The 21,880-nt window shown below is 49.3% G+C and carries 15 protein-coding genes; 9 read left to right on the top strand and 6 right to left on the bottom strand.

The features are described 5' to 3' along the window. Positions 1 to 162: 162 nt before the first annotated feature. Together XMD530_RS04690 and metH are read right to left on the bottom strand one after the other, a co-directional pair. The gene (locus tag XMD530_RS04690) at positions 163 to 2,385 is read right to left on the bottom strand and encodes an NADP-dependent isocitrate dehydrogenase (protein WP_173506822.1); all 2,223 of its coding nucleotides are present in this window, start codon (positions 2,383 to 2,385) and stop codon (positions 163 to 165) included. A gap of 555 nt (positions 2,386 to 2,940) precedes the next feature. Further along, positions 2,941 to 6,651 (bottom strand): methionine synthase, encoded by a 3,711-nt coding sequence (gene metH, locus XMD530_RS04685; RefSeq protein ID WP_371731444.1) that lies wholly within the window; start codon positions 6,649 to 6,651, stop codon positions 2,941 to 2,943. A gap of 232 nt (positions 6,652 to 6,883) precedes the next feature. Between metH and panD the strand changes: the two genes are divergently transcribed. Beyond that, on the top strand, positions 6,884 to 7,318 hold the full coding sequence (gene panD, locus XMD530_RS04680; protein ID WP_173481584.1) for an aspartate 1-decarboxylase: 435 nt from the start codon (positions 6,884 to 6,886) through the stop codon (positions 7,316 to 7,318). Between the two features lie 62 nt (positions 7,319 to 7,380). Here the strand turns inward: panD and XMD530_RS04675 are convergent, their stop codons facing one another. Genes XMD530_RS04675 through XMD530_RS04665 form a run of 3 tightly spaced genes read right to left on the bottom strand, consistent with a single transcriptional unit; the run spans position 7,381 to position 9,287 of the window. Continuing rightward, the gene (locus XMD530_RS04675) at positions 7,381 to 7,941 is read right to left on the bottom strand and encodes a biotin transporter BioY (protein ID WP_371731723.1); all 561 of its coding nucleotides are present in this window, start codon (positions 7,939 to 7,941) and stop codon (positions 7,381 to 7,383) included. A gap of 39 nt (positions 7,942 to 7,980) precedes the next feature. Next, positions 7,981 to 8,589 carry an energy-coupling factor transporter transmembrane protein EcfT gene (locus XMD530_RS04670; protein ID WP_173484292.1) on the bottom strand — a complete coding sequence of 203 codons (609 nt, stop codon included), beginning with the start codon at positions 8,587 to 8,589 and terminating at the stop codon, positions 7,981 to 7,983. Next, positions 8,586 to 9,287 carry an energy-coupling factor ABC transporter ATP-binding protein gene (locus XMD530_RS04665; protein ID WP_173506821.1) on the bottom strand — a complete coding sequence of 234 codons (702 nt, stop codon included), beginning with the start codon at positions 9,285 to 9,287 and terminating at the stop codon, positions 8,586 to 8,588. Before XMD530_RS04665 ends, XMD530_RS04670 begins: the two co-directional genes overlap by 4 nt. A 285-nt stretch (positions 9,288 to 9,572) precedes the next feature. On the opposite strand from XMD530_RS04665, the gene XMD530_RS04660 reads away from it, so the two are divergent. Next, positions 9,573 to 11,465: a propionyl-CoA synthetase gene (locus tag XMD530_RS04660; RefSeq protein WP_173484291.1), complete on the top strand. Its 1,893-nt coding sequence runs from the start codon at positions 9,573 to 9,575 to the stop codon at positions 11,463 to 11,465. Positions 11,466 to 11,855: 390 nt separating this feature from the next. After that, complete coding sequence (locus XMD530_RS04655; protein WP_173506820.1) at positions 11,856 to 12,089, top strand: hypothetical protein; 234 nt, start codon at positions 11,856 to 11,858, stop codon at positions 12,087 to 12,089. Between the two features lie 69 nt (positions 12,090 to 12,158). Here XMD530_RS04655 and gltA read toward each other — a convergent pair whose 3' ends face one another. Continuing rightward, positions 12,159 to 13,439, bottom strand: a complete 1,281-nt coding sequence (gltA, locus tag XMD530_RS04650) for a citrate synthase (RefSeq protein ID WP_173481579.1) — start codon at positions 13,437 to 13,439, stop codon at positions 12,159 to 12,161. A gap of 455 nt (positions 13,440 to 13,894) precedes the next feature. Between gltA and sdhC the strand changes: the two genes are divergently transcribed. The 6 genes from sdhC to odhB all read left to right on the top strand — a co-directional run bounded on the left by sdhC (position 13,895) and on the right by odhB (position 21,840). Beyond that, positions 13,895 to 14,272: a succinate dehydrogenase, cytochrome b556 subunit gene (sdhC, locus tag XMD530_RS04645; RefSeq protein ID WP_173481578.1), complete on the top strand. Its 378-nt coding sequence runs from the start codon at positions 13,895 to 13,897 to the stop codon at positions 14,270 to 14,272. Further along, the gene (gene sdhD / locus XMD530_RS04640; RefSeq protein WP_173481577.1) at positions 14,266 to 14,613 is read left to right on the top strand and encodes a succinate dehydrogenase, hydrophobic membrane anchor protein; all 348 of its coding nucleotides are present in this window, start codon (positions 14,266 to 14,268) and stop codon (positions 14,611 to 14,613) included. Before sdhC ends, sdhD begins: the two co-directional genes overlap by 7 nt. 3 nt (positions 14,614 to 14,616) lie before the next feature. Continuing rightward, positions 14,617 to 16,392 (top strand): succinate dehydrogenase flavoprotein subunit, encoded by a 1,776-nt coding sequence (sdhA, locus tag XMD530_RS04635; protein ID WP_173481576.1) that lies wholly within the window; start codon positions 14,617 to 14,619, stop codon positions 16,390 to 16,392. Positions 16,393 to 16,404: 12 nt separating this feature from the next. Beyond that, complete coding sequence (locus XMD530_RS04630; protein ID WP_173481575.1) at positions 16,405 to 17,109, top strand: succinate dehydrogenase iron-sulfur subunit; 705 nt, start codon at positions 16,405 to 16,407, stop codon at positions 17,107 to 17,109. 637 nt (positions 17,110 to 17,746) lie between these two features. Continuing rightward, the gene (locus XMD530_RS04625; protein WP_173506819.1) at positions 17,747 to 20,578 is read left to right on the top strand and encodes a 2-oxoglutarate dehydrogenase E1 component; all 2,832 of its coding nucleotides are present in this window, start codon (positions 17,747 to 17,749) and stop codon (positions 20,576 to 20,578) included. A gap of 47 nt (positions 20,579 to 20,625) precedes the next feature. Then, positions 20,626 to 21,840: a 2-oxoglutarate dehydrogenase complex dihydrolipoyllysine-residue succinyltransferase gene (odhB, locus tag XMD530_RS04620; protein ID WP_173481573.1), complete on the top strand. Its 1,215-nt coding sequence runs from the start codon at positions 20,626 to 20,628 to the stop codon at positions 21,838 to 21,840. Positions 21,841 to 21,880: the final 40 nt, after the last annotated feature.

The raw sequence follows: 21,880 nt of genomic DNA, 5'->3' as shown, positions 1-21,880 counted from the left end.
GCCAAGCTCTGCACGTAATTTAAAAGCGGATGACAGGCTAAAGCCTGTCACCAGTACGTTGGAGCCTTATCGAAGATGAGGCGATCTTTTTTCGCGACCTTTTCAAGATCGCTCCAACAAAAAAACCGCGGCAAGCCGCGGTTTTTTTATTCACGCTAACCCTTAGGCATCGATGATGCTGTTTAGAGTCTCACTTGGGCGCATAACCTTAGTTACAACGTCTAGCGGTGCATGGTAGTAACCCTGAAGATCCGCTGGGTTGCCTTGAACGGCTGCTAGCTCTTCTAGGATTTTCGCTTCGTTAGCGCTTAGATCTTCAGCAACTTTAGCGAAGGTTGCTGCTAGCTCTTTATCTTCTTCCTGCTGTGCAAGTTCCTGTGCCCAGTAAAGGCCTAGGTAGAAGTGGCTTCCGCGGTTGTCCAGTTCACCAGTACGACGAGAGGGTGACTTACCACGCTCAAGTAGTGTTTCAGTTGCACGATCGAGTGCTGCTGCAAGAACTTTAGCACGTGGTTTGTTCTCTTTGATGCCTAGCTCTTCTAGTGAGACACCGATTGCAAGGAATTCACCTAAAGAGTCCCAACGTAGGTGGTTCTCTTCGACAACCTGCTGTACGTGCTTAGGTGCAGAACCACCAGCGCCTGTTTCGTACATACCGCCGCCCGCAAGCATTGGAACAACCGATAGCATCTTAGCAGAAGTGCCTAGCTCCATGATTGGGAATAGGTCGGTTAGGTAGTCACGAAGTACGTTACCGGTAACAGAGATGGTATCCATGCCACGGATTAGACGCTCACAAGTAGAGCGCATCGCGCGTACGTAAGACATGATGCGAAGATCTAGACCTTCAGTGTCGTGTTCTTGTAGGTAGAGTTCTACCTTCTTACGAAGTTCACGGTCGTGGGCACGTTCAGCGTCTAGCCAGAAGATCGCAGGAGTGTCTGATTGACGTGAACGAGTCACAGCCAATTTAACCCAGTCACGGATCGCAGCATCTTTGGTCTGACACGCACGCCAGATATCACCTTTCTCAACTTTGTGGCCCATCAATACAGTGCCGTCTTCAGCAACGACGCGCATGATGCCATCCTCTTCCATTTCGAAGGTCTTATCGTGCGAACCGTACTCTTCCGCTTTCATCGCCATTAGACCGACGTTTGGAACGGTACCCATAGTCGTTGGATCGAATGCACCGTGAGTCTTACAGAAGTTGATCATCTCCTGGTAGATACGAGCGTAAGTCGATTCAGGCATGACCGCTTTAGTGTCTTTAGTCTTGCCGTCAGGGCCCCACATCTTACCTGAGTTACGGATCATCGCAGGCATAGAGGCGTCGACGATAACGTCTGAAGGTACGTGAAGGTTAGTGATGCCTTTAACGGAATCAACCATCGCCATTTCTGGGCGGTGCAGTGCTGCTGCGTGGATATCTTCTAGGATCTCTTCACGCTTAGAGTTAGGCAGTGTTTCAAGCTTATCAAGAATGTTACCCATACCGTTGTTAGGGTTAACACCTAGCTCTTCAAACAGCTCGCCCCACTTGTCCCATACCTCTTTGTAGAAGACAGTCACTGCGTGACCGAAAACGATTGGGTGAGAGACTTTCATCATGGTCGCTTTCACGTGCAGTGACCACATAACACCAGACTCTTTACAGTCTTGAAGTGTCTCTTCGAAGAAGTTGCGTAGCGCTTTAGCGCTCATGAACATGCCGTCAAGTACTTCGCCTTTCTGAAGGTCTAGCTCTTTCTTAACATTGATGTTGCCATCGCCACAGATGAACTCGATACGGACCTTAGTGTCCTTCTCCATCGTTACAGACTGTTCGCTTGAGAAGAAGTCGCCGCCGTTCATGTAGTCAGCGTGTGTTCGTGATGCTTTGCTCCATTGACCCATGCTGTGTGGGTGCTTGCGTGCAAAGGCTTTAACAGCCGCTGGAGCACGACGGTCTGAGTTACCCTGACGTAGTACAGGGTTAACAGCGGAACCTAGAATCTTAGAGTAACGATCACGGATCTCGATCTCTTTGTCGTTACGTGGCTCATCTGGGAATTCAGGTACGTGGTAGCCCTGGCCCTGAAGTTCAGCAATTGCAGCTTTCAACTGAGGTACAGAGGCTGAGATGTTTGGTAGTTTGATCAGGTTAAGGTTTGGATCAGAGGTCATGTTACCTAGTTGTGCTAGACCGTCTTCAACCTTCTGTTGATCGTTAAGGTACTCGGGGAAAGAGGAGAGGATACGTCCTGCTAGTGAGATGTCGCAGAGTTCAACATTAATGTCTGCGGTTTTAGCAAACTTACGTACGATCGGTAGTAGTGATGCTGTCGCAAGTGCTGGTGCTTCGTCAGTGAGTGTGTAGACGATGGTACTTGGTTTTTTAGCCATTCTAGTCCCCAAATGTTAACGGTAGGATTCCATCAAATTGAAGTTTGTGACCTCAATTTATTTCCTTCGGAATCTGCGGTGATAGTTTCGCAGCGCGCATTATACTGGGGTGTGTAGTTATTTTACAGAGCGGGACTAAGACTTAAGGTGTAGGAGTGCTAGGTCGATTTGGATCAAGTTAAGTCGGGAAAGTTATAAGGTGGTTTGGCGTGGTTTATCCAGAGGTTTTGCTAAGACCGGGTGACTGGCTTTAGCCTGTCATCCGCTGTCTGGTGTTCGCAGAGGTTCTGGAAAACGCTGGTGATGCCGATGACAGGCTAAAGCCAGTCACGGGCACTTTGGTGTAAGTTCATCACAACGTTGAGAGGCCTTAGGTTCGCGGTTTCCCCTTCGGGGGATTCGATCCTACACTCGGGTTTTGTAGCAGATTATCTACAAGGCAGTGTTGTAGGAGCGAATTTGAGCGAAGCGAAAAACCGCGAATAATCATAATGGTGCCGATCAAGGTACGGGTGACAGGCCTTCAGCCTGTCACCGCATTCAAATCACGTGCTTTTACAACGACTCCGGCTCATACCCTAGATTCGGTGCCAACCAGCGCTCAGCTTCTGACAACTCCATCCCTTTACGATGAGCGTAGTCCTCTACCTGGTCTTCGCTGATCTTGGCAACACCAAAGTACTTCGCCTCAGGGTGGCTGAAGTACCATCCGCTGACAGCGGCGGTGGGTAGCATGGCAAAGCTATCAGTCAGCGTCATGCCGACCTGCTGCTCGACATCCAGAAGCTCCCACAGTAACCCTTTTTCGGTGTGGTCAGGGCAGGCTGGGTAGCCAGGTGCTGGGCGAATGCCAACATACTCTTCGCGAATCAACGCTTCGTTATCGAGAGACTCTTCAGAAGCATAGCCCCAATAATCCCTGCGGACATCTGCGTGGAGTTTCTCGGCAAGCGCTTCGGCAAGACGGTCAGCGAGGGCTTTAACCATAATCGACTGGTAGTCGTCATGGTCTTTTTCGAACTCGGCCACCATCTCGTCAACACCAATGCCCGCCGTGACGGCAAAGGCGCCTAGATAGTCCGGTGTACCACTCTCTTTACTCGTAATGTAGTCCGACAGACAGTGGTTGTATCGACCTTCAATCTTTTGCGTCTGCTGACGTAAGTGGTGAACCGTCGTTAATAGCTCAGTCCGACTCTCGTCCTTGTAGAGTTCGATGTCATCACCGACGCGGTTAGCTGGGAATAGCCCAACGACAGCGCGTGCCTCTAACAGTTTTTCCGAAACAATCTTATTTAGCATCGATTTGGCATCTTCAAACAGTTTAGTTGCCTGTTCGCCAACAATCTCATCGGTCAGGATGCGAGGGTATTTGCCGGCCAGCTCCCAAGATTGGAAGAAGGGTGTCCAGTCAATGAACTCAAGCAGTGATTCCAGTGGAATATTATTGAGGGTGTGGATGCCAGGTTTGTTGGGTACTGGCGGTAGGTAGCCTTCCCAGTTTACCGGTTCTGCATTCGCACGAGCCGCATCGATGTTGACGCGACGCTGCTCATTTTGACGGGCCAGGTGACGCTCACGAACCGCCTGGTACTCTTCACGAGTGTCGGCAATGAACTGCTCTTTACGCTCTTTCGAGAGTAGGGCAGAGGCAACACCGACCGAACGTGATGCGTTGGTTACGTGCACCACTTGGTTGTTCTGGTAGCTAGGTTCAATCTTAACTGCAGTGTGTGCTTTTGACGTGGTTGCGCCACCGATCAACAGCGGTATGTCAAAGCCTTGGCGCTGCATCTCTTTAGCAACATGCACCATCTCATCCAGTGACGGTGTGATCAGTCCAGACAGACCTATAATATCGGCGTTCTCTTCGCGGGCTGTTTTCAGAATGGTCTCTGCAGGGACCATGACACCGAGGTCGATGATCTCAAAGTTGTTACACTGCAGTACCACCCCAACGATATTCTTACCGATGTCGTGCACGTCACCTTTTACGGTCGCCATGATCACTTTGCCGGCTGAACTCGACTCGCTGCCATCTTTCTCCGCCTCAATGTAAGGCATCAGATAGGCAACCGCTTTCTTCATAACGCGGGCCGATTTCACCACCTGAGGCAGGAACATCTTACCGGCGCCAAACAGATCACCTACAACGCCCATACCATCCATTAATGGACCTTCGATGACGTGCAGTGGACGATCGTACAGGTGACGACACTCTTCGGTATCTTCATCGATGTAATCGGCAATGCCTTTGACTAGGGCGTGCGATAGGCGCTCTTGGACAGGCAGTTCACGCCATGCCAAATCAGCCCCGTTCGCTTGAGTGGCCGCATCACCTCGATACTGTTCAGCGTGCTCGAGCATTCGCTCGGTACCGTCTTCGCGACGGTTAAGTACGATATCTTCAACATGCTCACGCAGCGCTTCAGGTAGGTCGTCATAGATCGCCAACTGACCCGCATTGACGATACCCATGTCCATGCCCTGTTTGATGGCGTGGTAGAGGAATACACAGTGGATCGCTTCGCGGACCTTGTCGTTACCACGGAACGAGAACGAGACGTTGGAGACACCGCCCGAGATCATAGCGTGCGGTAGGTTCTTTTTGATCCAACCAGTCGCCTCAATAAAGTCGACTGCGTAGTTGTCGTGCTCTTCGATGCCGGTAGCAATGGCAAAGATGTTCGGATCAAAAATGATATCTTCTGGTGGGAAACCTACGGTATCGACCAGCACGCGATAAGAGCGCTCACAGATCTCAATCTTGCGCTCATAGGTGTCGGCTTGACCCACTTCATCAAAGGCCATCACGACCACCGCAGCACCGTAGCGACGAATCAGCTTGGCTTGAGCTATGAACTTCTCTTCACCCTCTTTGAGTGAGATGGAGTTAACAACGCCTTTACCTTGTATGCGTTTTAGACCCTCTTCGATGATCTCCCATTTAGAGGAGTCGAGCATGATCGGCACACGTGAGATATCTGGCTCGGATGCAATCAGATTGAGGAAGCGAATCATGGCCGCTTCGGCATCCAGCATCCCCTCATCCATATTGATGTCGATGATCTGTGCACCGTTATCTACCTGCTGACGAGCGACCTCTAGTGCTGTCTCGTAGTCACCCTCTTTAATGAGTCGGCGGAAACGAGCAGAGCCGGTGACGTTGGTCCGTTCACCGACGTTAACGAACAGAGTCTCAGCTCCAATGTTTAGAGGCTCTAGGCCGGCTAGGCGACACTCTATCGGTAGATCTGGAATCTGACGTGGCGCTTTAGAGATGATCCCTTCGCGAATGACGCGTATATGATCTGGGGTTGTGCCACAACAGCCACCCACCACATTGACGAAGCCAGAGTCGACCCATTCGGCAATTTCGCTCAGCATCTCTTCAGGAGATTCGTCATATTCACCAAAGGCGTTGGGTAGACCCGCGTTAGGGTGAACAGAGACATAGGTATCCGCTATACGAGAGAGCTCCTCAACGTACTGGCGTAACTCTTTAGGGCCTAGGGCACAGTTCAAACCGATGGTGAGTGGTTTAGCGTGACGAAGAGAGTTCCAGAACGCCTCGGTCGTTTGGCCAGAGAGCGTGCGGCCTGAAGCGTCAGTGATGGTGCCACTGATCATCAATGGGAGTCTTAGATTGTGATCGTCAAAGTACTGCTCACAGGCAAAAACGGCCGCTTTAGCGTTCAAGGTATCGAAGATGGTTTCGATCAGAATCAGGTCTGCACCACCGGTGATCAAACCATCAAGCGACTCGGTGTACGCTTCAACCAGTTGATCAAAGGTGATGTTACGAAAACCGGGATCGTTTACATCGGGTGAAATGGTAGCGGTGCGGTTGGTCGGGCCAAGTACACCTGCAACAAAACGAGGGCGGTCTGGTGTCTCGGCCGTCATACGATCTGCAGCACGACGTGCCACTTTAGCCGCTTCGACATTGATCTCGTGGTTGATCGATTCCATCTCATAGTCGGCCATCGCGATGGTGGTCGCGTTGAATGAGTTGGTTTCAATAATGTCGGCGCCCGCTTTGAGGTACTCGTAGTGAATATCTTCGATAATCTTGGGCTGTGTTAACACCAATAGATCATTGTTACCTTTGACGTCACAGTGCCAATCTGCAAAGCGTTCACCGCGGTAGTCGGCTTCTTCTAGCTTGTACCCTTGGATCATCGTACCCATGCCACCATCCAGAATGAGGATGCGCTCTTTGAGTAGCTGTTTTAGTAGTTGATCGGTTGCAGAATAGTCACGCACGCTGTCACGCCTTTTATCTAAACGAATTTTGAGGCGCATATTCTATAACAAGTTGATTGGAATGGTTTTGATTGCATTTCATCTTTGACTGAAATCAGCTCATGTTTAACCTGAATTGACGTTGAATATTGTTAGAACGATTACGCAGGTGCAAAATTTAGATGATAAGAGTAAAATCGCGACCTCGTTCGACTCAGGGATAGAATCCCCAACCAATTCATGGGTTATAGATATGCTACAAACTTTCTTAAAAGCGAAGCTGCACCGCGTGACAGCCACTCATGCTGAACTGCACTACGAAGGCTCTTGCGCCATTGATCAGGACCTTCTAGATGCTTCAGGTATTCATGAGTATGAGAAAATTGAGATCTATAACATCAATAACGGCGAACGTTTTTCGACCTACGTTATCAGTGCTGAGCGTGGCAGCGGTGTAATCTCTGTGAACGGTGCTGCGGCTCATAAAGCGAACAAGGGCGACCTGCTTATTATTGCCGCTTACGTCCAGCTAGATAGTTCAGAACTGGATGGCTTCCAACCAACGCTCTGCTATTTCGAAGGCGCTAAGTTTGATGAGGTAGACGGAGTCTCCGATGAAGAGATCCGCGCTCGTAACAAGTTGACCGGTGTGAAAAAAGCGATTCCTGTTCAGCCTGCTTCAATGTAAGTCGTTTCTAGAAGTAAAAAAAACCCGCCAAGTAGCGGGTTTTTTTGTGTTCAATGTTGGTGTTACTTGTTGGCGTAAGTGCCCGGAAGCGCTCGAGCGACTGCACCTGTTACGACCGCTGCAAGAACGACCTTCACTGCGTCACCTGGAATGTAGACCCACATGATCATCAGTGACTCAAGCCATGTACGTCCAGTGACCAGTTTGAATCCAGCAATACCAAAGAGGTACATCACGACAATGCCGCCAACCAGAGCACCAATGCCTGCTGCAATGGTGAGGGAGAATTTACCTGACAGTGAGCGTGTCAGAAGGCCTGCTGTGAACGCAGCAAATGGGAAGGCGAACAGGAAACCAGCAGTAGGGCCTGCAAAGACGCCAAGACCGCCACGACCACCGGCCAAGAGGTTAGCACCCAGAGCCACGACGACTAGGAACAGAATCATCGATAGAGCACCGTTACGTGCGCCCAAGATCGTGCCCGCTAGCATAACGCCCAGCGATTGAGCTGAGATGGGAACACCCGTCGCAAATGGGATCGGTGGGATAAAGCCCAATGCAGCTAGCAGCGCTGCGAAGATTGCAATTTGAACAACCTGTTTGTCTTTCGTTATTTCACTCACAGTGACTCCTTTTGAGTTGCTTGAAGCCGAAATGGCTCTCTAGTTTTTAATTTTTGGTATACCGCCACGAGCGGCGACCGCTTCAGCCACCTGGTCAGACATTCTAAGTGCCTGTACCACTAATGGGGCTATAATTTGCCAATAGCGACGCTGTCCACCTCGTGCTCGCCATGCCGCTAACAGAGCATGCATAAACGAGACCAACACAGGAACAAACCGTATCAGTAAAGAGAGTGCAAACGCGATTCGTTGGGTCTGAACACCCAGCCATCGAAGTGGCGTTAGCAAAAATTGAAAAACCGCGTTCATCTCATCCATTCGCGTAGTCATGCTGATGGCATTGGCCAGTAAGATTAGTACCAACATGCGACCCAGTAGTATCCAAGCCTCGGCAAGCCCCATGGTCCAATACTGTAAGGCAAAGATTGCCAGCATCATCCAGAACAGCGGTTTCAATAGTTTCAATTGCGCCAAGCCAGATCTGCCCAAGCTGGCGTAGATCCCCAACGTAACAGCAACGGCTAAAGAGATGATTCCTACCTCTTTTACTGGGTAGAGCAGCACCGTGGCGATGGCTAAACAGAAGAGCTTTAACCCGGCAGGTAGACGGTGCAGCCAGGATATTTGTGCAAGGTAGAGACTCATCATGACTCAGCGGTCTTAACAGCATGCTGTTTATAGTCAGTGATCACCTCTTCAGTGGGACCGTCTTTTACGACCCCTTGATCACCTAGCCATACCAGTCGATCAAACCCGTCAAAACCGTCTAGCTCGTGACTGATCATAATGACCTGCTGGGACAGAGTGCTGATCACTTTCTGAAGCTGATATCGAGTGGGTAGATCAAGTGCAGAGAAGGGTTCATCGAAGACAATAACTTTAGGCTTCAATAGGAGTACCGAGAAAATACAGATCAACTGCTTTTGTCCTTCAGAGAGGCTGTGGACCGGAAGATCTTTCCAATCCAGTCGATCGTGCTCTTTTAATAGTGCGAGTGCTTCGGCTTCTGACTCTGACTTGTCCTTGCCCTGGTTCTGCAGACCAAAGATCAACTCCTCAAGCACGGTAGGGAAGATCAGTTGGTGATCTGGATTTTGAAATACAAAACCGACTTCAGTCGACATGGCGGCAGGCCCTTTCGATGGGTCTTTGCCGTTGATGCTGATGGTGCCGCTGTCGGCGGTAAGTAAACCGTTAAGCAGGCGAATCAGGCTGCTTTTGCCACTGCCATTAAACCCGATAATACCAATGCGTGACTCATTAAGTGACAGCGTCAGATCATCGAAGATGGTGCGTCCTTCTCTTATCAGAGTGACGTGACTTAACTCTATGGATGGGGTGTGCATTGGTAAAAGGGTATGTAACTTTTCAAAATGTGGACGCAGAGTAGCCTATGCTTTCGAACAAATCCAACCCAAATAGGGCTGTAGTAGAACTACATGCTGGCGATAAAAGTGCCTTAAATCCATTTATCTGGTTATAAGGATGGATAGGATTGTCGACAATATCGCCATAAGTCGTAAATAAATCCCCAATCTTTTCCGGTAAAGTGTCGACAATCTTATTTTAGAAAAGTGCTCATATCGAGCGTCTAAAAATAATCACATCTCGTCAGTTAATGAGGAATGAGTATGTCTTACCTTAGCGAATACACGAAGTCGATCGAGCAACCAGAAGCGTTTTGGGCTGAAAAAGCGGCTGATCTGCCATGGTTCAAAGCACCACAAACGATTCTTTCGAAAGATGAGAACGGTATTGACCGTTGGTTTGCTGATGGTGAGATGAACACCTCTTACATGGCTGTTGACTATCATGTCGAACAGGGTCGCGGTGACCAAGCAGCTCTACTTTATGATTCACCAGTAACCAACACTAAACGCACTGTGACCTACTCTGAACTGAAAGATCAGGTGTCACGCTTTGCGGGTGTTTTGAAATCTAAAGGGGTCGAGAAGGGCGATCGTGTCGTTATCTACATGCCAATGATCCCTGAAGCCGTGGTTGCTATGCTGGCGGTTGCACGCTTAGGTGCTATCCACTCAGTTGTATTTGGTGGCTTTGCGCCTAACGAGCTTGCTGTACGTATCGATGATGCACAACCTAAGGCGATTGTGACGGCTTCTTGCGGTGTCGAAGTTGCCAAGGTACTTCCTTACAAGCCGATGGTAGATGAAGGGATTAACCTGTCTGAGCATAAGCCGGAGTCTGTTATTGTCTTCCAGCGTGAAGAGGTGACGGCCGAGCTAACGGCTCCACGTGATTGTGACTGGGCTGAAGAGATGGCTAACGCGACGCCAGCAGAGCCAGTGGCGGTTAAAGGTACAGATCCTCTATACATTCTTTACACCTCAGGTACTACGGGCAAACCTAAGGGTGTCGTTCGTGATAATGGTGGTCATGCGACCGCACTGAACTACTCAATGAAAGCGATCTACAACGTGAAAGCGGGTGATGTTTACTGGGCCGCTTCGGATGTAGGTTGGGTTGTTGGTCACTCCTACATTGTTTACGGACCACTTCTGGCTGGCTGTAGTACGATTGTCTACGAAGGCAAGCCGGTTCGCACTCCGGACGCTGGCGCTTTCTGGCGTGTCTGTGAAGAGTACAAAGCTAAGATTCTATTTGCTGCACCAACCGCTTTCCGTGCAATTAAAAAAGAAGATCCTGAAGCTCAGGAAGTGGCTAAGTACGACCTGTCTGAACTGCAAACCATCTTCATGGCGGGTGAGCGTCTAGATCCACCAACCTATGATTGGACTGTTGAGAAAACCGGTAAACCCGTTATTGATCACTGGTGGCAGACAGAGACCGGTTGGGCGATCTGTGGCAACTTGATGGGTGTCGAGCCAATGCCACCAAAAGCCGGTTCAGCAACGCTGCCAAGCCCAGGCTTTAATGTGCAGATTGTTGACGAAGCGGGTAATGAATTGCCAGCAGGTCAGCAGGGTTCTATAGCTATCAAGCTGCCACTACCACCAAGTTGTCTGCCAACGGTTTGGGGTGACTTCGATCGCTTCAAGTCGGGTTACCTGTCAGATGTTGAAGGTTTCTATACCTCAGGTGACGGTGGTTATAAAGATGAAGATGGCTATGTCTTCATCATGGGTCGTACCGATGATGTAATTAACGTTGCCGGTCACCGTCTATCGACGGGTGAGATGGAAGAGATCGTAGCTGCGCACCCAGCCGTTGCAGAGTGTGCCGTGATCGGTATCTCTGAGCAGCTAAAAGGTCAGGAGCCTGTTGGTCTTGTCATTCTGAAAGATGGTGCTGATATTTCAGACGAGCAACTTTCAGCGGAATTGGTTGCTAACATTCGTAAAGAGATTGGCCCAATCGCCTGTTACAAGCGCACGGCAGTGGTTAAACGTCTGCCTAAAACTCGTTCAGGCAAAATCCTACGTAAGCTACTGCGTCAGATCGCTGATGGCCAAGAGTACACAGTACCATCAACCATCGATGATCCAGCCAGCTTGCCAGAGATCGAAGGCATCATGCGTGAGAATGGAATGATTGCTGGGTAATTGAATTTACCTTGTGAATGAAAAGCGAGCCTCAGGCTCGCTTTTTTGTTTTTGCTGTTGCCGAAAGCAGATGACAGGCTGAAAGCCAGTCACTGCGACTCCGTAGCTAAGTCTGCGTACCGGTGACAGGCTTTAGCCTGTCATCCGCTGTTTGGTTTAACTCCAAAGCACGTTACGTAATTGAAAAGTAGGGTCAGACCGAAGGTCAGACCCTTAGCTTCGTAGTTGGTTCGGCATGCCGGTGTCTGACCTATGGTCTGACACCACTTTCGAATTACGCTACATATGTTGAACTAAACTCACCTATTCTGTGAAAAAGCCTCTCTTGCTGACTAATACCTTGGTCGAATATATTAGCGCTAACTTAATTAAACAGTGGAGGATGACCTCATGTCACAGATCCTTGATCAAAAAACACTTCTAGAACTTCTAGACAGCAACGACCTAAGCGAGTCAGAAAAGATCGCTCTGGTTGAGTGGAATGCAAAACAGATTCGTCGCTCTGAATTGGCAGCGCTTGTTTTTCAGGCTCAGAAAAAAGCGTCTAAAGTAGCTGCGCAGGTTGTTAATCATCGTGCTATCCAGCAGGTGTTCAGCTCACCGTTGATGCGTACACAGCACTAATAACTGTCTTGTGCTAGACAATAAAAAACCCCGCTACAGCGGGGTTTTTTTATGGGGCGCTATTAGCGATTAAGCACGTGGGTGCTTGCGCTTAGGCGCACCAGTGTAAAGCTGGCGTGGACGACCGATCTTGTTCGGGCTTGAGTGGAACTCGTTCCAGTGTGAGATCCATCCAATCGTGCGTGACAGAGCGAAAATAACGGTAAACATAGAGGTAGGGATACCGATAGCTTTCAGGATGATGCCTGAGTAGAAGTCAACGTTAGGGTAGAGTTTACGGCTAACGAAGTATTCATCTTCTAGCGCGATGCGCTCAAGCTCTTTAGCGATATCTAGCATTGGATCATCCGTGATGCCCAGTTCAGCCAATACTTCATCACAGGTCTGTTTCATAACGCGCGAGCGTGGGTCAAAGTTGCGGTATACGCGGTGACCGAAGCCCATTAGACGGAATGGATCGTTTGGATCTTTTGCTTTCTCGATGAACGCAGGGATGTTCTCAACAGAACCGATCTCAGCAAGCATCTTCAGTACTGCTTCGTTTGCACCACCGTGTGCTGGGCCCCAAAGTGCCGCGATGCCCGCTGCGATACAGGCAAACGGGTTAGCACCTGATGAACCAGCAAGACGAACAGTCGATGTTGAAGCGTTCTGTTCATGGTCTGCGTGAAGCGTGAAGATCTTATCCATTGCGCGAGATAGCACAGGGTTGATTTTGTAATCCTCACAAGGTGTCGCAAACATCATGCGTAGGAAGTTATCAGCGTAGCCAAGGTCATTACGTGGGTAGATGAATGGCTGACCGATTGAGAATTTGTAACACATCGCAGCCAGCGTTGGCATTTTAGCGATCAGGCGGTAAGCGCAGACTTCACGGTGATGAGGGTCATTGATATCCAGTGAGTCGTGGTAGAAAGCTGATAGCGCACCTACGACACCACACATGATCGCCATAGGGTGAGCGTCACGGCGGAAACCGTTGTAGAAAGAGCGAAGCTGCTCATGAACCATAGTGTGTTGGTTCACAGTGTAGTCAAATTTAGCTTTCTGCTCTGGAGTAGGGAGTTCACCATTTAGAAGGAGGTAGCACACTTCTAAGTAGTCTGAGTGCTCGGCCAGTTCTTCGATTGGGTAACCGCGGTGAAGAAGAACACCATTAGCGCCGTCAATGTATGTGATTTTTGATTCACAAGAGGCTGTTGATACAAAACCTGGGTCGTAAGTAAACAGGCCTTCACCTGTTAGTGGGCGAACGTCAACAACATCTGGACCTTCTGTGCCGTGATAAACCGGCAGTTCGATCTCTTTATCTACACCGTCTACTACGAGACGAGCTTTCTTATCAGCCATGGTTGGCTCCTATCTATTTCCGTTACTGCTTAATATGGGTATTTAAGCATCTTAGAGGTCTTCTGAGGTTGGCTCAGAACTCTTTAAGGCCTGATCACTATAGTGAGCCCAAAGTGATTGTCAATCGTCAATTGTTGCAGTGCAAAAGCTATAAAGTAAGGACAAAAAGCTATAAGTCGAATTTATGCGCTCTGGCGTATGAATCGCGTCGGAACTGTACATGGCCCTATTAAACCATTGGCTAATAGGGCCTTAGATTGATTGTCAAAAGCCTATCAATTGTTATAATCAGCCTCCGAAAATTGCGCGCTGCAATATGTGAATATTCATATGAATATTTGTCATAAACGTGCAGTTTTAATCGTCGTCCTGAGTAGTTGACTCTGTCACTACCGAATCAGGTACTTACTAGTAAACGAGGCCCCGGAGAGGGCACATAAGTGTGAACTAGAGCCGTGAACAAAAAACGACCTGTAAATCTCGATTTGAGAACCATTAAGCAGCCTCTACCGGCTGTGACTTCAATTCTGCACCGTGTCACTGGTCTGATTCTATTTGTCGGTACCATTTTCATGATGTACGCACTGAGCCTTTCTCTTGAGTCTCAAGAGGGTTTTGATGCAGCAGCTGCACTTCTAACAGAATCATTCATTGCCAAGTTCATTGCTTGGGGTCTGTTGTCTGCACTTCTGTACCACTTCTTCGCAGGTATCAAGCACCTTGTTATGGATGCGGGTTACTGTGAAGAGATTGAATCTGGCAATGCGGCTGCGAAAGCAACGCTTGCGATTTCAGCTATCTCCATTGTGCTAGCAGGAGTTTGGGTATGGTAACTTCGGTAACAAGCTTTGGCCGTAGCGGCCTTTACGATTGGATGATGCAGCGCGTAACTGCGGTTGTCCTTGCAGCTTACACGATCTTCATGATCGGCTACATGCTGCTTAACCCTGAACTAGATTACAACCAGTGGTCAGCACTGTTTGAAGGTACTGCAATGCGTATCTTCACACTGTTAACACTGCTTTCATTGGTTGCGCATGCTTGGATCGGTATGTGGTCAATTTCTACCGACTACATTAAACCAACTGGCATTCGTTTCGTATTCCAATCTGCCTGTGGCCTGCTCGCGTTTGTTTACGTGGTGTGGGGTATTCAGATTCTTTGGGGGGTTTAATAGATGTCTAAGCTACGTACGCTTACATTTGATGCAATTGTTGTCGGCGGTGGCGGTGCAGGTATGCGCGCAGCCCTTCAACTTGCACAGTCAGGTTTAAACACTGCGTGTGTTACAAAAGTGTTCCCAACACGTTCACACACAGTATCAGCACAGGGTGGTATTACTTGTGCAATCGCGAGTGCGGATCCAAACGACGATTGGCGCTGGCACATGTACGATACCGTTAAAGGTTCTGACTACATCGGTGACCAAGACGCGATCGAATACATGTGTTCTGTAGGTCCACGTGCGGTATTCGAACTTGACCACATGGGTCTTCCTTTCTCTCGCACAGAGACAGGTCGTATCTACCAGCGTCCATTTGGTGGTCAATCTAAGAACTTCGGTGAAGGTGGTCAGGCTGCTCGTACTTGTGCTGCGGCAGACCGTACAGGTCACGCACTGCTTCACACGCTATACCAAGCAAACATGAAGTCAGGTACAACTTTCCTAAACGAGTGGTTTGCAGTCGATCTTGTTAAAAATGCAGACGGCGCGGTTGTCGGTTGTATTGCGATCTGTATCGAAACAGGTGAAACCGTTTACATTAAAGCGAAAGCGACTGTATTGGCTACTGGCGGTGCAGGTCGTATCTACGCATCGACTACCAACGCTTTGATCAACACTGGTGACGGCATGGGTATGGCACTTCGTGCCGGCATTGCTGCGCAAGACATGGAGATGTGGCAGTTCCACCCAACCGGTATTGCGGGTGCAGGTACGCTGGTAACTGAAGGTTGTCGTGGTGAAGGTGGCTACCTAGTTAATAAAGACGGCGAGCGCTTCATGGAGCGTTACGCTCCTAATGCGAAAGACCTTGCCGGTCGTGACGTTGTTGCGCGCTCAATGATCCTAGAGATCCTTGAAGGCCGTGGCTGTGGTCCAGACGGCGATCACGTCTACTTGAAGCTTGATCACCTAGGTGAAGAGGTTCTTCACTCACGTCTACCAGGTATCTGTGAGCTTTCAATGACATTCGCAGCAGCTGATCCTGTGAAAGAGCCAATTCCAGTGGTGCCAACCTGTCACTACATGATGGGTGGTGTGACCACTAACATCGGTGGTCAGGTGATTAACCCAGATCCTGAATCAGGTGAAGATAAGATCGTTGAAGGTCTATTCGCTTGTGGTGAGGTTGCTTGTGTATCGGTACACGGTGCTAACCGTCTAGGTGGTAACTCACTACTAGACTTGGTTGTCTTCGGTCGTGCTGCAGGTCTTCAGATCGAACAGCAGATGCGCGAAGGCTACGAAGTTAAAGACGCTACTGAAGAAGAGATCGAGGCAGCAATGGCTCGTCTAAACCGTCTAAATAACTCGACTGGCGGTGAGAAGGTTGCGGATATTCGTAAAGATCTTCAGCAGTGCATGCAGCTCTACTTCGGTGTATTCCGCGACGGCGATGCGATGCAGGAAGGTTTGACTAAGCTTAAGGCAATCCGTGAGCGTGTAGCGAACGTATATCTTGAAGATAAGACTGGGTCATTCAACACTGCACGTCTTGAAGCGCTTGAGCTTGAGAATTTAATGGAAGTGGCTGAGGCAACTGCCATTGCTGCATACGAGCGTAAAGAGTCTCGTGGTGCGCATGCTCGTAACGACTTTACTGAGCGTGATGATGAAAACTGGTTGTGTCACTCAGTTTACTACCCACAAACGAAAACGCTGGGCAAACGTGCCGTGAACTTCGCTCCGAAGACCATGGAAGCGTTCCCACCTAAAGTTCGTACATATTAAGGAGTCGTTACGATGCTAGTAAGTGTTTATCGTTACAACCCTGAGATTGATGATGCTCCCTACATGCAGGATATCCAGATCGATATCCCTGGTGGCAAGGACATCATGGTGTTGGATCTTCTACACCTTCTCAAAGAGAAAGATACATCAATGACATTCCGTCGTTCTTGTCGTGAGGGCGTATGTGGCTCTGACGGTTTGAACATGAACGGTAAGAATGGTCTTGCGTGTATTACCCCTCTTTCTGAAGTGGTTAAGAACGACAAGCTGGTTCTTCGTCCACTTCCAGGTCTTCCGGTTATCCGTGACTTGGTTGTCGATATGGGTCAGTTCTACAAGCAGTACGAGAAGATCAAACCATTCTTGATCAACGATACTCCGGCTCCAGCGATCGAGCGCCTGCAGACTCCTGAAGAGCGTGCAGAGCTAGATGGTCTATACGAGTGTATCCTCTGTGCTTGTTGTTCAACCTCTTGTCCGTCGTTCTGGTGGAACCCAGATAAGTTTGTCGGCCCATCAGGCCTTCTACAGGCTTACCGTTTCCTAGCGGACAGCCGCGATACAGCGACTAACGAGCGTCTTGCAGAGCTAGATGATCCATTCAGCGTATTCCGCTGCCACGGCATCATGAACTGTGTGAACGTATGTCCTAAAGGTCTTAACCCAACCAAAGCGATTGGTAAGATCCGTAACATGCTGATCTCACGCGCAACCTAAGATTAGGTTGAAGCTCAAAAAAAACCCGCCTTGGCGGGTTTTTTGTTTTCTGGAAATCGCTGTAAGGGTGGATGACAGGCTGAAGCCAGTCACCGTCACTCCGTAGCGAAAATAATACATTGGTGACTGGCTTCAGCCTGTCAGCCGCTATCCAGTCACGGCAGCTCCGTAGTTAGGATAATGCCTCGGTGACAGGCTTTAGCCTGTCATCCGCTATTCAGTCACGGCAGCTCCGTAGCTAGAATAATGCATTGGTGACTGGCTTCAGCCTGTCAACCGCAATTCAATTACACTCCAAACTCCTCGTACAACACTCCAAAACATGCATTACGACTAAAGTGCAAAAAAACGTTTAAAAAGCTCTTACTTAATAGCCTAAAAGAACTAAAAACGGCTGTTAAAAGCCCGTAGAATTAACTTATTCCAAAACGCGATAAAACATTGATTACTTTAGTATTAAATCGCTAAAACTGCGGTGTTCAGGGTTGAATAAAAGGCGTAAACTACGCGAGTTTTATTTGGTTGCAACACCGAATAATGCGCTGAAAAATGGAAATTAGAAGCATAAGGGCGATGGATGAAGAGGCTTCACAAGAGCTTCGGAGGTCCCGTACCCCACAACGAGGGTAAATATATAATGCAAGACGGTCTGATGGAGCAGCTGTGGAAGAATGCTCATCTATACGGCGGCAACCTCTCTTACGTAGAACAGCTATACGAAACGTACCTTTTAGATCCAAACTCCGTTCCCCCAGAGTGGCGTGAAGAGTTTGATAAACTCCCTAAAGTCGGTGAAAACATTACTCCTGATGTTCCTCTTGCACCGATTCGTGAACATTTCCAATACATTGCTAAGAATCAAAAACGTGCACAGCCTGCAGCGGTATCCTCTGTCAGCTCTGAACACGAGCGTAAGCAAGTTCGCGCGCTAGCCCTTTTTGATGCTTACCGTATGCGTGGACACCAGATCGCCAAGATCGACCCACTGAGTCTGCTAGAACGTGCAGAAGTGGCCGACCTTAATCTGCGCTACCACGAACTTTCAGAAGCAGATTTTGATACAACTTTCCAACTCGGTAGTCTGCAGTTTGGCCGCGAAGAGGCGACACTGCGCGAGATCCTTCAGGATCTTCAAGAGACTTACTGCAGTTCGGTAGGTTCTGAGTACATGCACATTGTGAACACTGAAGAGCGTCTATGGCTTCAGTCTCGCATTGAGCCAACTCGTGCACACCCAACGGTTGAGCCTGAGAAGAAACTCATGGTCCTAGAGCGCCTAACGGCAGCTGAAGGTCTAGAGAAGTACCTTGGCTCCCGATTTGCTGGTGCTAAACGATTTGGTCTTGAGGGTGGTGAATCTCTGATCGTCTCTTTGAATACTCTGATCCAGCGTGCTGGTAAGCAGGGTGCTAAAGAGGTTGTGATCGGCATGGCACACCGTGGCCGTCTTAATACGCTGGTTAACATCTTCGGTAAAAACCCAGCTGACCTGTTCGGTGAATTCGAAGGTAAGAAGCTGGTTGATTCATCGGGTGACGTTAAGTACCACCAGGGTTTCTCATCGAACGTCAATACTGACGGCGGTGAGGTGCACATTGCGATGGCATTCAACCCATCTCACCTTGAGATCGTAGCGCCAGTGGTTGAAGGTTCGGTTCGTGCCCGTCAGGATCGTCGTGAAGATCCAGTCGGTAACACAGTTGTCCCTGTCAATATCCACGGTGATGCGGCCTTCGCCGGTCAGGGTGTTGTCATGGAGACATTCCAGATGTCTCAGACACGCGCTTATAAGACAGGCGGCACGATCCACATCGTGATCAACAACCAAGTTGGTTTCACGACCTCTAAGCAAGAAGATGCTCGCTCTACAGATTACTGTACCGACGTTGCTAAGATGATCGAAGCACCAATCTTCCACGTCAACGGTGACGACCCAGAAGCGGTTCGTTTCGTGACTCAGTTGGCGGTTGATTACCGTAACGAATTTAAGAAAGACGTTGTTATCGATCTAGTCTGTTACCGCCGTCGCGGTCACAACGAGGCGGATGAGCCAAGCGGTACTCAACCGTTGATGTACGATGTCATCAAAAAGCAGAAGACCACACGCGATCTATACGCAACTAAGCTGATCGAAGAGGGTGTGATCACTGCTGAACAGAGCAAAGAGATGGAAAAAGCTTACCGTGCGGCGCTAGAAAATGGCGAACACGTTGCTCACTCTCTTGTGCTTGAACCAAACACTAAGATGTTTGTCGATTGGGCGCCTTACCTTGGTCACCAATGGTCGTTTGAGTGTGATACTCGTGTCGACATCAAAGTGCTTCAAGAGCTTGCGGCGAACATTGCTGAAACCCCTGAGCACTTCAGCGTGCAGCGTCAGGTTTCTAAGATCTATGACGACCGTAAGCGTATGGCAGCCGGTGCAATGGCCGCTAACTGGGGCTTTGCAGAGACATTGGCCTACGCGTCAATTCTTGCAGAGGGTCACCCAGTCCGTTTGACCGGTCAGGATGTCGGTCGTGGTACCTTCTCACACCGTCACGCGGTTCTGCATGATCAGAAAGATGCGACGACTTACGTACCCCTTCAGAACATGGATAAGGATCAACCAAAATTCACGATCCACGATTCATACCTGTCTGAAGAGGCGGTATTGGCATTCGAATACGGTTACGCAACCACGACACCAAACTCGTTGGTGATCTGGGAAGCGCAGTTCGGTGATTTCGCCAATGGTGCTCAGGTCGTGATCGATCAGTTCATCACATCAGGCGAAGCGAAATGGCAGCGTCTATGTGGTCTGACTATGCTGTTGCCACACGGCTTTGAAGGTCAGGGTCCAGAGCACTCGTCTGCTCGTTTGGAACGCTACCTACAGCTCTGTGCTGAGCACAACATTCAGGTTGTTGTCCCTACAACTCCATCGCAGATCTTCCACCTACTGCGTCGTCAGGTGGTTCGCCCACTTCGCAAACCGTTGGTGGTCATGACGCCGAAGTCTCTGCTTCGTCACAAGCAGGCGATCTCTACTCTAGAAGAGCTGGCGGATGGCACCTTCCAACCGGTTATTGGTGAAGTGGATCAGCTTGATAAGTCGAAAGTGAATCGTGTTGTGATGTGTAGCGGTAAGGTTTACTACGACCTATACAACCGTCGCGAAGAGCTAGAGAAGCAGAATGTTGCGATCGTTCGTATTGAGCAACTCTACCCATTCCCAGAGGCGGATCTGGTAGATGAGTTGAGCCAATACCCTAATCTTGAATCGGTTGTTTGGTGTCAGGAAGAGCCAATGAACCAGGGCGCTTGGTACTGCAGTCAGCACCACATGCGCAACGCTCTACGTAAAGTGAAGCCAGAGATTCACCTAGACGGTGTGGGTCGTCCACACGCTGCAGCGCCTGCAGTAGGTTACATCTCTGTTCACGTTGAGCAGCAAGAGAAATTGGTTAACGACGCCCTAAACGGTTAATAAAGAATTCGTTCGTACGACGAGCAGAAGGCAAGAAAGGAAAAATCATGTCAATCGAAATTAAAGCACCTACGTTTCCAGAATCAGTAGCAGACGGAACTGTTGCAACTTGGCACAAGCAGCCAGGTGAAGCGGTTTCTGCCGATGAACTTATTGTCGACATCGAAACCGATAAAGTGGTTCTTGAAGTTGTCGCTCCAGCCGACGGTGTGATCACTGAAGTCCTAAAGGGCGAAGGTGAAACGGTTCTTAGCGAAGAGATTCTTGCTAAGTTTGAAGCGGGTGCAGCCGGTGCAGCAGCTCCAGCAGCAGAAGCAGCGACTGAAGCGGCTCCAGCAGGTGACGCAGAAAAAGTAGGCCCAGCCGCTCGTAAACTGATTGATGAGAACGGTCTTGATGCTAGCCAGATCCCTGGCACGGGTAAAAACGGTGGCATCACTAAAGAAGACGTAATGAACTTCATGGCGAACAAGCCGGCTTCTGCTCCTGCGGCGGCAGCACCTGCAGCCGCTCCTGCTGCAGCCCAGCCAGCTGTATCGGTAAATGTTCCAGCAGGTGAGCGTGTTGAGAAACGCGTCCCAATGACTCGTCTACGTGCAACCATCGCTAAGCGTCTAGTTGAAGCGCAACAGAATGCTGCGATGCTAACAACGTACAACGAAGTGAACATGAAGCCTGTCATGGAGCTTCGTAAACAGTACAAAGATCTGTTTGAGAAGACTCACAACGGTACACGTCTAGGCTTTATGTCCTTCTTTGTTAAAGCTGCGACTGAAGCACTAAAACGCTTCCCAGCGGTTAACGCATCGATCGACGGTAACGACATGGTCTACCACGGTTACCAAGATATTGGTGTCGCTGTATCGACTGATCGTGGCCTAATGGTGCCAGTATTGCGCGATACGGATGCGATGAGCCTTGCAGAAGTAGAAGGCACTATTGCAGACTTCGGTAAGCGCGGTCGTGAAGGTAAGCTTGGCATGGAAGACATGCAGGGCGGTACATTCACAATCACTAACGGCGGTGTATTCGGCTCATTGATGTCGACCCCAATCCTTAACCCACCACAGACAGCTATCTTGGGTATGCACAAGATCCAAGAGCGTCCAATGGCGGTGAATGGTCAGGTTGAAATCCTACCAATGATGTATCTAGCACTCTCTTACGACCACCGTATGATCGATGGTAAAGAGGCTGTACAGTTCCTTGTAACAATTAAGGACCTGCTGGAAGATCCAGCGCGCATGCTCCTAGACGTTTAATGCGAATCGCATTCTAGGAATCTTTAAAAAGTTACTGAGA

The sequence above is a fragment of the Marinobacterium sp. xm-d-530 genome (assembly GCF_013283365.1).
GTDB lineage: Bacteria > Pseudomonadota > Gammaproteobacteria > Pseudomonadales > Balneatricaceae > Marinobacterium_E.
This window is presented reverse-complemented; position numbering and strand designations above follow the sequence as displayed.

Coding starts and splice junctions, on each gene's coding strand:
- XMD530_RS04690 (WP_173506822.1), bottom strand. CDS start 2,385: ATGGCTAAAAAACCAAGTACCATCGTCTACACACTCACTGACGAAGCA.
- XMD530_RS04665 (WP_173506821.1), bottom strand. CDS start 9,287: ATGCACACCCCATCCATAGAGTTAAGTCACGTCACTCTGATAAGAGAA.
- XMD530_RS04625 (WP_173506819.1), top strand. CDS start 17,747: ATGCAAGACGGTCTGATGGAGCAGCTGTGGAAGAATGCTCATCTATAC.
- sdhD (WP_173481577.1), top strand. CDS start 14,266: ATGGTAACTTCGGTAACAAGCTTTGGCCGTAGCGGCCTTTACGATTGG.
- XMD530_RS04660 (WP_173484291.1), top strand. CDS start 9,573: ATGTCTTACCTTAGCGAATACACGAAGTCGATCGAGCAACCAGAAGCG.
- gltA (WP_173481579.1), bottom strand. CDS start 13,439: ATGGCTGATAAGAAAGCTCGTCTCGTAGTAGACGGTGTAGATAAAGAG.
- XMD530_RS04670 (WP_173484292.1), bottom strand. CDS start 8,589: ATGATGAGTCTCTACCTTGCACAAATATCCTGGCTGCACCGTCTACCT.
- XMD530_RS04655 (WP_173506820.1), top strand. CDS start 11,856: ATGTCACAGATCCTTGATCAAAAAACACTTCTAGAACTTCTAGACAGC.
- XMD530_RS04630 (WP_173481575.1), top strand. CDS start 16,405: ATGCTAGTAAGTGTTTATCGTTACAACCCTGAGATTGATGATGCTCCC.
- sdhA (WP_173481576.1), top strand. CDS start 14,617: ATGTCTAAGCTACGTACGCTTACATTTGATGCAATTGTTGTCGGCGGT.
- odhB (WP_173481573.1), top strand. CDS start 20,626: ATGTCAATCGAAATTAAAGCACCTACGTTTCCAGAATCAGTAGCAGAC.
- panD (WP_173481584.1), top strand. CDS start 6,884: ATGCTACAAACTTTCTTAAAAGCGAAGCTGCACCGCGTGACAGCCACT.